The organism is Psychrobacter sp. FME5, from assembly GCF_014861375.1.
GTDB lineage: Bacteria > Pseudomonadota > Gammaproteobacteria > Pseudomonadales > Moraxellaceae > Psychrobacter.
This window is the reverse complement of the sequence record NZ_RRYX01000085.1, coordinates 1-13,180: the sequence shown is the minus strand read 5'-3', so window position 1 is coordinate 13,180 and position 13,180 is coordinate 1. Positions and strand designations below refer to the sequence as shown.

The 13,180-nt window shown below is 44.8% G+C and carries 7 protein-coding genes; 3 read left to right on the top strand and 4 right to left on the bottom strand.

The genetic code is table 11. The features are described 5' to 3' along the window. Positions 1–317 (top strand): IS30 family transposase (locus EI161_RS10640; protein WP_192529538.1); only part of this gene is annotated, 317 nt, incomplete at its 5' end. Between the two features lie 604 nt (positions 318–921). Here EI161_RS10640 and EI161_RS10635 read toward each other — a convergent pair. From EI161_RS10635 to EI161_RS10625, 3 genes are all read right to left on the bottom strand, one after another. Beyond that, positions 922–2,103: a thiolase family protein gene (locus EI161_RS10635; RefSeq protein ID WP_192524738.1), complete on the bottom strand. Its 1,182-nt coding sequence runs from the start codon at positions 2,101–2,103 to the stop codon at positions 922–924. 96 nt (positions 2,104–2,199) lie between these two features. After that, positions 2,200–3,588, bottom strand: a complete 1,389-nt coding sequence (locus EI161_RS10630) for a homoserine dehydrogenase (RefSeq protein WP_192524739.1) — start codon at positions 3,586–3,588, stop codon at positions 2,200–2,202. Between the two features lie 332 nt (positions 3,589–3,920). Further along, positions 3,921–4,775, bottom strand: coding sequence for a DsbC family protein (locus EI161_RS10625; protein WP_192524578.1), 855 nt, complete (start codon positions 4,773–4,775; stop codon positions 3,921–3,923). 711 nt (positions 4,776–5,486) lie between these two features. Here EI161_RS10625 and EI161_RS10620 point away from each other — a divergent pair. Next, complete coding sequence (locus EI161_RS10620; RefSeq protein ID WP_192524577.1) at positions 5,487–6,413, top strand: DUF808 domain-containing protein; 927 nt, start codon at positions 5,487–5,489, stop codon at positions 6,411–6,413. Positions 6,414–6,519: 106 nt separating this feature from the next. Here EI161_RS10620 and EI161_RS10615 read toward each other — a convergent pair whose 3' ends face one another. Further along, positions 6,520–10,800 (bottom strand): Rne/Rng family ribonuclease, encoded by a 4,281-nt coding sequence (locus EI161_RS10615; protein ID WP_192529537.1) that lies wholly within the window; start codon positions 10,798–10,800, stop codon positions 6,520–6,522. A 1,208-nt stretch (positions 10,801–12,008) separates the two neighbouring features. On the opposite strand from EI161_RS10615, the gene EI161_RS10610 reads away from it, so the two are divergent. Further along, entirely contained in the window at positions 12,009–13,019 is a 1,011-nt protein-coding gene (locus tag EI161_RS10610) for an RluA family pseudouridine synthase (protein WP_192524575.1), read from the top strand. Positions 13,020–13,180: the final 161 nt, after the last annotated feature.

Genomic DNA, 13,180 nt, shown 5'->3' with positions numbered 1-13,180 from the left:
CAATGATAGGTATCCTAAAGCCAGTGAGGTTGCAGGTTAAGACCATTACCTCTGATAATGGTAAAGAGTTTGCTCAGCATAAGAAGGTGAAACAAAAGCTCTTTAGCGCTTTCTTCTTTGCCGATGCTTATGCGTCATGGCAGCGAGGAACCAACGAGAATACCAACGGATTAATCAGAGAGTTCTTGCCTAAGGGTTGTGACTTTAGACAAGTCTCTGATAATGAGATACAGGACATTGAGAATAAACTAAACAACAGACCAAGAAAACGCTTAGGGTTTAAAACGCCCAATCAGGTGTTGTATAATATAATTTAGCGTTGCACTTGGTGTGTTAATCTAAGAATATTAAAACTTTCTATCAAATCTAGACGCTACTAAATCTAAGCGTCATTAAAAATAAAATCAGTAGCTCAGCGAATATTAGTTAGTGGCTTTTAATTACAATAACTTTAATAACTTCTAATCACAATAAGTTTAATAACTTCGTCACTGATCTTTAAATCAACTTATAATCATCCTAACACCACGATTTTTTATGCGATATATGAGCTAGGTAGCAAAGTGTGCGCTTGAAGTAATTGCGTGTAATAGGCTGTAAATGGCATAACATAGCTGGGGGTATAAATTAACGTGTCTTTACACAAAGCAATATTCTGCGTGGTTTGAGGGGCCACAGACACAAAAAAACCGCACAGCCATGAGCCATGCGGTTTTTTAAATATCAGTATCAAGCAAAAATACCAACCAAAAATACGATTGGTTATATAGTCAGTTCACAATAAAAGCGATACGATGCTAGTGACGTGCTATGGCTATAAGTTTTCCTTGCTTGCTGTGCCTGCGCAGACAGAGGCTGCAAAAAATTATAGCCATAGCACTGTATCGTCTTTAAAGCGACTGAGCTATAAACATTTGAGTATTAAGCAAGCTCTATCGCCACGGCAACAGCTTCACCGCCACCGATACATAACGTGGCGACGCCTTTTTTACCGCCTGTACGCTTGAGAGAGTTGATCAATGTGATTAGGATGCGGGCACCTGAACAGCCAACTGGGTGTCCTAAGGCACAAGCCCCACCGTCGACGTTGACTTTAGCATGGTCGATTTTTAGCTCGTCCATCGCCGCCATGGTTACCATCGCAAAGGCTTCGTTAATTTCCCATAGATCAACATCAGCTATCGACCAGCCAGCGCCAGCCAAGACTTTCTCAATCGCCCCAATCGGAGCAATGGTAAATTCGCTTGGGTGACGCGAGTTCGATGCTGTCGCCAAGATACGTGCTTGATAATCTAAGCCTTCGGCTTTTGCTTGAGATTCTTTCATGACCACGACAGCCGCCGCACCATCAGAGATTGAGCTGGCGTTTGCTGCTGTGATGGTACCCTCTTTGGCAAAGGCTGGGCGTAGAGTAGGGATGCGCTCAGCATTAGCTAGTGCAGGTTGCTCATCGGTATCAACGGTTTGCTCGCCTTTACGAGTTTTAAAGGTAACTGGCTCGATTTCGTCTTTGAAGTGACCGTCTTTGATAGCGGTTAGGGCGCGGTTGAGTGACTCGATAGCAAACTCATCCATCTGCTCACGGGTATAGCCTTTTTCGTCGGCCATTTCTTGCGCGAACATACCCATTAGCTTACCGGTTTCAGCGTCTTCTAGACCGTCTAAGAACATATGGTCTTTGACTTCTTTGTGTCCCATACGGTAGCCGCCACGCGCGCCTGGCATGATATAAGGGGCGTTGGTCATTGATTCCATACCACCAGCAACCGCCACATCGAAGCTACCCGCTTTGATGCCGTCGTGTGCTTGCATCACTGCTTTTAGCCCTGAGCCGCACAGCTTATTGATAGTCACAGCACCCGTCGCATCAGACAGGCCTGCTTTACGCATCGCTTGACGGGCAGGGCCTTGACCCAAACCGGCGGTCAAGATACAGCCCATGATGACTTCATCGATATTATCCGTGCTGACGCCTGAACGCTCAACAGCGGCTTTAATCGCAGCGGCACCAAGATCGGTTGAGCTCATATCTTTTAATACGCCTTGGAAGCCGCCCATTGGCGTACGTGCGCCGTTTAAAATTACAATTGCATCATTTGACATCGTTATTATTCCTTATTAAGTATTTTGTATAAAAGTATTTCGCTTTGGGTGAAAGGCTTATTTTCTGATAACCCTCCCACTTTTTAGATGTCTGGCTTACGCAAGCTCATCTAAGCGAATACGTACTACTTTATCAGTAATGGTATCCAATTTTTCAATTTTTTCGATGGCCAGATTCATTTGACTCTCGACCACAGGCAGGGTCAAGATAATCACCGGCACTTCACCGGCTTTGTGCGCAGGTTTTTGCAAAATCGCATCGATGTTGATACCAGCGTCACTCAAGATACGGGTGATATCTGCCAACACCCCAGGGCTATCGTAAGCATGTACACGCAAGTAATAACCCGTAGTCATCTGCTCAGCGCGCAATATTGGCGTATCAGATAGCTGCTCGGGAATAAACGCTAAGTGCGGCACATGATGGCCCTTGTTATTTTGATTAGTGTTGTTTTGATCGCTGCTATTTTGATCGCCGCTGCTTTGGTCGTCGTTGTCTTTGCTACCCAAGACTCGCACCAAATCCATGACATCGGCCATCACCGCAGAAGCGGTCGCACCTGCACCCGCACCGTCACCGCAATACAGCGTTTGTCCAAGTGGGTGTGAATTGACCAGTACCGCATTTTTTACGCCATTGACGTTGGCAAGTAAGGCGTCTTGCGGGATAAGCGTCGGGTGTACGCGCAGCTCAATGCCAGCGTTATCAGCATTACCTTGACCATCACGGCGCACCGCAAAACCTAAATGCTTGATACGGTAGCCAAGCTCTTCGGCATAATTGACGTCTTGCAAAGTAATGCCAGTGATGCCTTCACAATAGACTTTGTCAAACTGTAGCGGGATACCAAAAGCAATAGAGGCGAGTAGGGCCAATTTATGCGCCGCATCGATGCCTTCGACATCAAACGTCGGATCTGCTTCGGCATAACCCAATTCTTGAGCTTCGCTGAGCACGTCGGCAAACGGACGACCCTTGTCACGCATTTCGGTCATGATAAAGTTGCCAGTGCCGTTGATGATGCCAGCAAGCCATTCGACCTTATTGGCCGCAAGCGCTTCACGCATGACTTTAATAATGGGGATGCCGCCTGCGACCGCTGCTTCATAAGCAACATGCACCTGATGCTGTTCAGCGAAGGCAAAAATCTCATTGCCGTGCTCAGCCAATAATGCTTTGTTTGCCGTAACGACGTGTTTGCCGTTTTTGATGGCGTGCATGATGACGTCTTTTGCTAGCGTAGTACCACCAATAACTTCGATGACGATATCGACATTGTCACTGGCAGCGGTTGCCATCAAGTCACTGTTTTGAATGATATTAGGGTCAATATCATCACGCTGACGGCGGGTACCAACTTCGGTAATGATAATATCGCGTCCGCTACGGCGTTTTAGTTCATTTAAGTTGTCATTGATTAGATTGATCACGCCCGTACCAACGGTGCCCAGACCAAGTATCGCTAGTTTGATGGAATTACTCACAGTATCCTCAAGAGGTTAAATACAGTCAATCCTATATAAATTTGATACAGCGTCAGGCTCGCTTAGTCTACTATTTGTAGTCCTTTCACTTGCTTGCCTTCCTTGTATCCAAAGTATATTTAATTAACTATAGTTGAATAGAAATACTCAAATAAAAAGTATGTGGCTGAATTTTTTATAGTGCTTTATCGTATCATACCGACAAGCCGTTGTGACGTCTACACAATGTCGCCATTGTCATAGCGATCAACATATCGTGCAAAGTTATCGTGAAAACTATTGCGCAAAACTATCATGAATAACTATCACCTGACAGACGATTAAGCAGATCGTTAAATCGCGCCGACTGCTTCTGCCAATTGAGCCGCTGGTAGATAGCCGCCCACTTGCTGTCCAGACTCAGTAAAGATGGCTGGCGTGCCCCGTACACCAAGCGCCATACCTAGATCGATTTGCGCTTGGACAGGGTTATTACAGCTCGGTGCTTGTATATTGGCACCCATTTTAGCTTGATCCATTGCTGCATTGCGATCTTCGCTACACCAGATGGCTTCCATTTTTGGAATACTGCCTTCGCTACGTGGCCAGGCCAAATAGCGCACTTCAATCCCGCGCGCATTGATGTCATCCATTTCTTCATGGAGTTTGGTGCAATAAGGGCAATCGGCATCAGTAAAGGCATAGACGACAGATTTGGTAGCCCCTTTTGCTGGATAAATAACCATGTCTTTTTTGTCTACTGCTTTTAGGGCATCTTGTGCCGTTCTAGCAACCAAAGCACCGCTGATATCAACGGGTGCTTCATCTCCAACAGCAATAATTTGCCCTTGAATAATATGTTTACCAGACTTATCGGTAAAAAAGGAAGGTAAGCCATCAGCAGTGACCCAATAAATATCATCCATGTCCGTTGGTACCGCTGAAATGATGTTTTCTTCAATACCAGAAGTATTTAAATTCGCCTGTAACGCTTTTACCACGGCAGCATCGCTATCAGTAGATGCTTTGGCCGTGCTGACTTTGGTGTCGCTATCATTAACAATGCTGGTATTGCTGGTCGCATCCGCTGCATTGTTTGAGCAACCAGCAGCGATAACCACGAGCAGCGCGCCCATCATAAAGCGTGATAAGTTGTTGCGAGTAAAGCGGTTACCAGCAGAGGTGTTTTTTGCAATGGGGGATGACATATGGGTGTCCTGTAGGCATCGTACCTAATCGTGAATTCATTTTGAGAAAGGCGGCAATAAACTTTTATATATAACAGTCAATGCAACGGGTGGCTTAAGGGTCTAGGACGTGTTGAACATTCGATCGTGGCACTGATAGCGACTATTTGTTAGCGATATCTGTGCATGTTCAGCACGCCCTAAATTTACAGGTTTTTTACCATTTATTGATGATAAAAGATAAATGGTAATACCGCCTATATTAACATATTTATGGTAAATAGCAGCCACAGGCTATGTGGCTACTTATAGGCAGTTCCGAATAAAATCGATATAGTTGGTAGCATGCTGTAATGGCTGTAGTCTTTTTATTCACGACTAACTATAGTCGATTCTAAATAAAACAGATACGTTATATTCCAACGCGGAACTGGGATAAATTTTTCTGGCTTGCTGTGCCTACGCCGACAGAGGCCACGTAAAATTCATCCCATTCCCGCTGTATCGTTTTAATATTGAATTCACTATATATAGGCAAATGTGAGCGGTCATCATAGTGCTATGGATAAACATCTATTCATAAAATAAAATACACTTGTACTACTTAATATTTAGGCTTGTATAGGTAGTCTACTGCTAATAACCTTGGTTTTTATAAAGTTTGATATAAAACCACATCTATCACTCATTTTAAAACCATTCACTTTAACAGTTTTGCCCTAAGGAGCACACATGGCAGGTGCCAGTTTATTAACCCTACTTGATGATATCAGTGTGATATTGGACGACGTTTCAGTCATGACTAAAGTCGCCGCCAAAAAAACCGCTGGCGTATTGGGTGACGATTTAGCGCTCAACGCAGAGCAAGTCACGGGTGTCAAAGCCAATCGCGAGCTGCCAGTTGTTTGGGCCGTTGCCAAAGGCTCATTTGTTAATAAACTTATTTTAGTGCCAGCGGCAATATTAATTAGCGCCATTTATCCGCCACTGATTACTTTTTTATTGATGTGTGGCGGTTTATTTTTGGTCTATGAAGGTGCTGAAAAGGTCATTCATCGCTTTTGGCCACATGTGTTACCGCATGACGAAGAACAAAATGCCCGCAGGCAAGCCAATGCCGATGAAAGCGTAGATTTAGTGGCTTTTGAAAAGAAAAAAATCAAAGGGGCGGTACGTACAGACTTTATTTTATCAGCGGAAATAATTGTGATTGCATTAGGCTCAACGGCGACTGCCACCTTGCTAGAGCGAAGCATTGTGCTTTCTATTTTAGCGATCGGTATTACCATTGGTATTTATGGTTTGGTCGCTGGTATCGTAAAAATAGATGATGCAGGCCTGCATCTGATGGAGAAGGAAGGGGCGTTTACGCAAAAAATTGGCAAAGTGATGTTTGCTGCTGCACCCAAATTGATGAAATTCTTATCTATTGCAGGTACATTGGCGATGTTCTTGGTGGGTGGTGGTATCTTGGTACACGGCATTGGTTTTTTAGATCATGGAGTAGAAGGGCTCGCAGACTTAACGGGTATTTTTGAAAGCCTGACGACCACGATATTGAATGGTGCGATTGGTTTTGTCATTGGTGCAGTAATCGTCGCCCTTTTTACCATCATTGGTAAAATCCGTGGTAAAGATGACAAGTCAGCAGCTCATTAAGTCATGTCCTAGAGCAGTGTGTTAAAAAAGCTATCTCCTATAAAAAAGCCCCGAAACTCGAAAGTTTCGGGGCTTTTACTTTAACGTGAGTGATTAAACCGTATGGTTAGCTTTCGCTATCTGAATCATCAGACTCTAGCTTTTCAGCTTGCGTCGGCTTTTTATGCTCGGTTTTAGGCTTACGACTGCGGGCCTTTGGTACTTTTGGGCTGGTCAAATTAAACATACCCGTTTGCGGTAGCAGTTGCTCAGCCACATTTTCGATCATGTTTTTATAACTGGCTATCGTGGTTTTAGACTTAGCAGCTTGACTGTCTTCTTTAGTAGGTCCTTCTACATGAGCGTCAGGTGCTTGAGTAGCCGCTTCAACATTATCTGTACTTTCAGCAGCCACATTTATAGCGTCAGGATTGGTATTATCCGATGGCTCAGCCGTTGTGTGTGCTAGCACTTGTTCTACTGCTAGCAGCTGCTCGCTTTCGGTACTGATGTCATCTGTCTGCGCTTGATTGGCCAAAGCGGTCGCCTCGACATCATGCGCATCAACGTCGTTATCAGATTTTTCAGTCTTAGCCGCCTGTTCAGCAGCAATGCTCAACACTGCTGGCTCCTGATAGTCAGGGTGCTGACCACGTGGATCGTTGCTGGCACGTTTGCCAATAGCGCGTGGCTCAACGTCTGTTTTACCTTGCGTCGCTGCAAACTGACTGACCGCTTGGGTCATGGTCTCAAAGCGCGCTAGGTAATCCGCTGCTAATGGCTGATAGCCATAGTTGCTAAAGTCAAAATTTCTGTTCTCAACTTTAGTCTCAGTAGTCGGTGTGACATCCGTCTCAACGTTAGCAGGCTTTACTTGCTGATGTGCTTCGATAGCAGCGATAAAGCAGCTGATGACACCGTCATTTTTCAAACGACTCTCTGCATCTGTTAATGCCTTGCGAACAAAATCACCAACCGTACCGCGAATGCTTGGTACGCTCACTACTGCTTGCTCGGTTGCCTGATTAGCGGCTTGGGGCTTTTGGGCAGCTTGTGCTTGCTGGCTACGAACGACACGTGGGTCATTACTAGCCTGACCGAACTTCTCAGCCGTTACATAACGCGTGGCAAACAATGCATCGTGCGTTAGCTCCAGTGTGGAAGCACTGGTGCTTTTTTCATTGTCATGACTAACGTTGAGACCACTGTTGGCGGTTTCAACATTGCTACCATCGGCTTGGTTAGTAGCATTTGATTCTTGAGCCTTTGGTGCTTTTGCTACGCCGTCTACATTAGAATCTGCAGGCTTAGCACTATCGGCTTGAGTGTCGTTGTTGGTCTTAGACACTGGCTGCTGATCTACTGCAGGTTTTTTGTTCTCAGCGTCACTGTCAGACTTTGACGCGTCGTTTTGCGCCTTGTCTTTTGTAGCGCTCGCTTTCGCATCATCAGCTTTAGAAACGTTATCTTTAGAGCCTTCAATGTTAGAAGCATCAGCTTTAGAGACAGTGTCTGCGACGGCGTTTTTATCGCTACTTTTCTCCTCAGAGAGCTGTGTATTAGTACTCTGGTTAACATTGCTTGGCTTATCGCTGCTCTGTTTATCATTGCTCTGTGGCTCTGGCTTTGGTGAAGTAGCTTCTTTTGCCACATCAGCTTTCACTGTTTCAGCTTTGGTAGCACCATTTTCTGAGCTTTGCTTATCAGTAGATGGATGCTTGGCCTGTACAGACTTGCTGTCATCTAAAGATAAGTGCACAACTTCTGGCGACTTAAGCTCGGCTGATGCTTCATTGACCTGTATCATGACTTCGTTTGGGTCTTGGTTGCGACGCGAGTTAGCGTGGTTTTTGCTGCCATTCGCACCTGTTGCCGTCTGTTGGTTGTGTTGCTTAACGCTATCAGCAGTTAGCGCTTCTCCACGCTCTAGTTTTCCGCGCGAGCCACGTTGGCTATGTGGTTTACGCTTGGCACGAGTTTGCTCGTCAGTGCTATTGTCTTTGTCATCAGAAGTATTGTCGCGCTCATTTGTCGCGCGGTTACTGTTCTGGTTTTGGCGGTTGCTGTTTTGCTGACTGCTATCTTGACGATTGTTGCGGTTACGATCATTTTGGCGTCTGTTGTCCTGCCCCCGTTTTTCTTGGTTATCAGACTGTTTGTCGTCAGCGTTATTTGCGGCGCTATTCGAGGCGCTGTTATCTGTGTCGCTGCTCAGCTCATTACTAGTCTCGTCATTTTGTTCTTTTCTTTGACGCGGTTTAGAAGATCTAGACTTACGCGGTTTACGTCTTCTTCTGTCTTCGTTATTACTGTCATCAGTGTCGCTGTCTGAATGGCGGCGGGTCTGCTGACGATTGGCATTATTGTCCGGCTGCTGGCTGTCATCTTTTTGGCTACCCTGCGGAGTGGTTTGCGTAGGGCTTGATGTATCAGTGACTGCAGTGCTTAAAGCATTGCTATCAACTTGGCCGAATGAACCCAAACTTTGCGCACCCGTGTTGACAAGTGCTTCGATGGCTTCTGCTGCGTCACGACTACTAACATTAGGCGTGGTAGTTGCTTGCGGCGCTTGCGCAAATAGGTTTGATAACCAAGCAACGGCTTGCGGCTGGGCAGGTGTTTCAACATTTGCAGTCGGTGTTGCTACTGGGGTAGTAGCGGCGGCAACGCTTTGGCTTTTGTTGGCTTGCGGTACACGCGCTGATGACACATTATTGGTGTTTTGGTTATGGCGATGATCGTTGCTGTGTTTGTTATGCTCAACCGTATTATTTTGTTTGCTAGCAGGTTTATTGGTAGCCTTACTATCAGCTGATTGACGTGGCTGGCGCGTTGGCTGCTGCTCTGGGCGTTCCTTTTCAGCGGTTTGCCAGTCGACATTGTAGCCAAGATCGCTATGCTCTTGCTGTTGAGTGTCGGTGATACGCTCATAGCTCGATGGGGCAAAACCATCACGGTTGAAGTGCAATTTAAAGTTTGGCGATTCTAAATGTGCGTGCGGCAATATAGTGATGCGCGTGCCACTGTCTTGCTCAAGATAGACCAAACTATCGCGTTTTTCATTTAATAAGAATGCCGCGATGTCAGTAGGCACTTCTGCTTGTACTTCACCTTGACGCTCTTTTAGGGCGATTTGTTCGATCTGACGCATAATTGATAATGATAAAGAACGCAGGTCGCGAATCATGCCGTTGCCATGGCAGCGCGGGCAGATATAACCGGTTGATTCTTCTAATGACGGACGCAAGCGTTGACGGCTCATTTCCATCAAGCCAAACTTAGAGATATCGCCAAATTGTACACGGGCACGGTCATATTTGGTGGCATCAATCAGACGTTTTTCGACTTCTTTTTGATGCTTATTGTCATTCATATCGATGAAGTCAATAACAATCAAACCACCCATATCACGTAAGCGCAATTGGCGGGCAATCTCGTCGGCGGCCTCTAGGTTGGTATGATAAGCGGTTTCGGCAACGTCTGAGCCTTTGGTGGATTTGGCAGAGTTAATATCGATAGAGACCAAGGCTTCGGTTTGGTCAATAACGATTGAACCACCAGATGGCAGACGCACTTCACGCTGATAGGCCGTCTCGATTTGCTTTTCGATATTAAAGCGCGAGAACATCGGCTCGTAATCAGTGTATTTGCGTAGTTTTTCTGCTTGTTTGGGCATCACCGCATCGATAAAGCCAGCTGCTTCGATATAAGCGTTTTCGTTATCGATCCAAATCTCACTGATATCATCACGCAGATAATCACGAACGGCACGCGTCACAACGCCTGCTTCTTGATGCACCAAGCGCGGTGAAGGATATTTTTGATTTTGTTCTTGGATGGCTTGCCAAATATTAAGCAAATGGTTTAAATCGTGTTGCAAGTCTTCTTGGGTTTTGCCAATACCGGCCGTACGGATGATGACACTCATGCCTTTTGGCAGGTCGAGATTGCTCAGCATACGCTTCATATCTTCGCGCAATTTGCCTGAGATTTGACGTGAGATACCGCCACCGCGAGGGTTATTTGGCATTAATACCAGATAACGACCTGCCAAAGACACGTAAGTCGATAGAGCAGCGCCTTTATTGCCGCGCTCTTCTTTTTCGACTTGAACGATTAATTCATCGCCCTCTTTGATCAGTTTTTTGATATTTTCGTCACGTGGATTGCCGCTCAAGTATTCAGCAGAGATTTCACGAATCGGTAAAAACCCTTGGCGCTGTGAGCCATATTCTACAAAAACGGCTTCCAGTGATGGTTCGACACGGGTGACGTGGCCTTTATAAATGTTGGATTTTTTTTGTTCACGGGTACGGTTTTCTAAGTCGAAATCGTACAGATGGTTGCCTTTACAAAGGGCAACACGAATCTCTTCGTTTTGAGTAGCGTTGATTAAAATGCGTTTCATATTACTATCCTATGAGTACGCATAACAACGATGGGACGGGATTTAGGGCGTAGCGGCAAGTCTGGCTAAAGTCTAAATTAGCGTTGTCAGATATTAGTGAACGATAGAACGTAAGTCAGGGTTTCAATAAAGCACGTTGGCTTTTTCAATGGCCTGTCTTTACCTAAAATACAGTAGCGGTGCTAATGTTGCTAGCGTGAATATAAGGAATATAGGGTGTAAGGCTATAGGGTCATATTCTATCATTGATCGATTTGGTCGAAATATTAATGCGTACTATGAGTTTTTAGTATCAGTAAATTTTACTGGTAGTAATGTCAGCGCACTTTGTAAGGGTGGGCGACGGTCAGTTACTGGTTTAAAAATACGGATGTTAAAAACGCATCTTGCTGCGGCACTCAATCCATCAAAGTCTAGCAATAATACCGCTATCATAAATACTTTTATATAAAACTATTGTATAAAATAGCGATATTCAACAATTATTTATTTAGGTAAAGCAATTGGTCACTCTTTATTTATCGTTCTGTCTGGTATAACGTCAATCATATCTTGGGTGGTTTAAAGTTAGGTATCGCGGCTTTGGTTATCGGCGGGGCGTACTTGGCAAACAGAATCATTGACCCGCTCATCGGCGTGGTGCTGTATTTATATCTTTATCTGTTTGACCACCAATACTTAGGCAGCTATCGATATACTTCTCGAACCTAATGCTAAACAATCCATACTTGCTCAACTGCACTCGCGTAAAAGACCATCAAATAAAGTCGTTGCCATGCGGGTTGTGAGTCAATGTTGTGTCATTACGTCAATAAACAGGCGTCTTGCCAAGTTTATTAACACTAAATTTATGAGCACAAAGGTATTTAATGTCACTATTTATAATGTCATTATTTATTTTATCACACTGAATAACGTCAGTGCGGTTGTTGCTATTACTACTATTTATGGGCTCACATCTATAAATAACGACAAGTTATATCTTTAATTTATCATTAAATATAGTATGCGTCCTAAAATCAGATAAAACGTCCAATCTCGGCAGCATTTACAGCTTTACCCTCGTTACAAACAAGTCGTAAAAATGATGAAGCTTTATCTATGATAGCCATAGATTATTGCGGTAGCCGCTGCTTAATTGTCGCTCAACATGCTAAACTATAACAAATCTTTGTGTAAATACCTAACTAAAAATGACAAACTCAAAAATGACCGACGACGCACCTACCCATGAAGCCCCTGCTATCTTCAATAGCAAAACACGCCCGCAAAGCGCCGATGATGAAATCAGCAACTTTGGCAAGGTGAATTATCTTGAAGTAACCCGCCACCAGCACGATCAGCGTTTGGATAACTTCTTGCTCAATCGCTTAAAAGGGCTACCAAAACCACATATCTACAAAATGATTCGCTCGGATGAAATACGTGTCAATAACAAACGCTGCAAAGCACACGACAGAGTGCAGCGTGAAGACGTGGTACGTATCGCCCCTGTGGTACTCGCTACCCGCGAAAAACCGATTATCAGCACTGAATTTGCTAAAAGTTTGCTCGCACGCGTGGTCTACGAAGATGACGGGATGTTGGTGCTGAATAAGCCCTCAGGTATCGCTGTTCATGGTGGTAGTGGTTTAGACTTTGGTGTGATCGAAGCCATGCGTGAAGTGACGGGTAAAAAGTACCTAGAGCTGGTCCATCGCATCGATAAAGACACCTCAGGGCTGTTGATGATTTCTAAAAAACGCTCAGCGCTGAAAGTATTGCAACAGCATCTGGTCGACAGAACCATTCAAAAGCACTATCTCTGTATCGCCAAAGGGCAACCTGCGCTCAATGAGCAACGTATCGATGCGCCATTGTTACGTTATACGCTGGCTAGCGGTGAACGCCGTGTCAAAGTAGATACACAAGATACGCAATCTAAAGAAAGCCAGACGGACATTATCGTCCATGGGCGCTTTATGCTTGCAGCTCAGCCGGTAAGCTTGATTGAAGCCAAGCCCCTGACAGGACGCACCCATCAAATCCGTGTGCATCTGGCTCATATTGGCCATGCTATTTTGGGTGATGATAAATATAATGTGCATGACAAATCAGGCGTCCATCGTCTGTGTCTACATGCGTGGCGCTTAGATATTCCAGGCTACGAAACCATCACTGCACCACTACCAGATGAGATGGCTGACTGGTTGCCAGAAGATATTAAGCAACCTGAATAAGTTTGTAAGCTCATTTTTTTCAGTCTTACCATCAAACGTCACGAACTCTTATTATCATTAATAAGCTGCCGTGACGTTTTCGTATCTGTATCCATATCTATCATTTAGGTGTAATGGACATTATTCATGCTGTCATAGGGTCTAACGCTATATACTGTCTA

Excerpts from the sequence above, each read along its gene's own strand:
- EI161_RS10615 (WP_192529537.1), bottom strand. The coding sequence starts at position 10,800 with ATGAAACGCATTTTAATCAACGCTACTCAAAACGAAGAGATTCGTGTT.
- EI161_RS10625 (WP_192524578.1), bottom strand. The coding sequence starts at position 4,775 with ATGTCATCCCCCATTGCAAAAAACACCTCTGCTGGTAACCGCTTTACT.
- EI161_RS10635 (WP_192524738.1), bottom strand. The coding sequence starts at position 2,103 with ATGTCAAATGATGCAATTGTAATTTTAAACGGCGCACGTACGCCAATG.
- EI161_RS10610 (WP_192524575.1), top strand. The coding sequence starts at position 12,009 with ATGACCGACGACGCACCTACCCATGAAGCCCCTGCTATCTTCAATAGC.
- EI161_RS10620 (WP_192524577.1), top strand. The coding sequence starts at position 5,487 with ATGGCAGGTGCCAGTTTATTAACCCTACTTGATGATATCAGTGTGATA.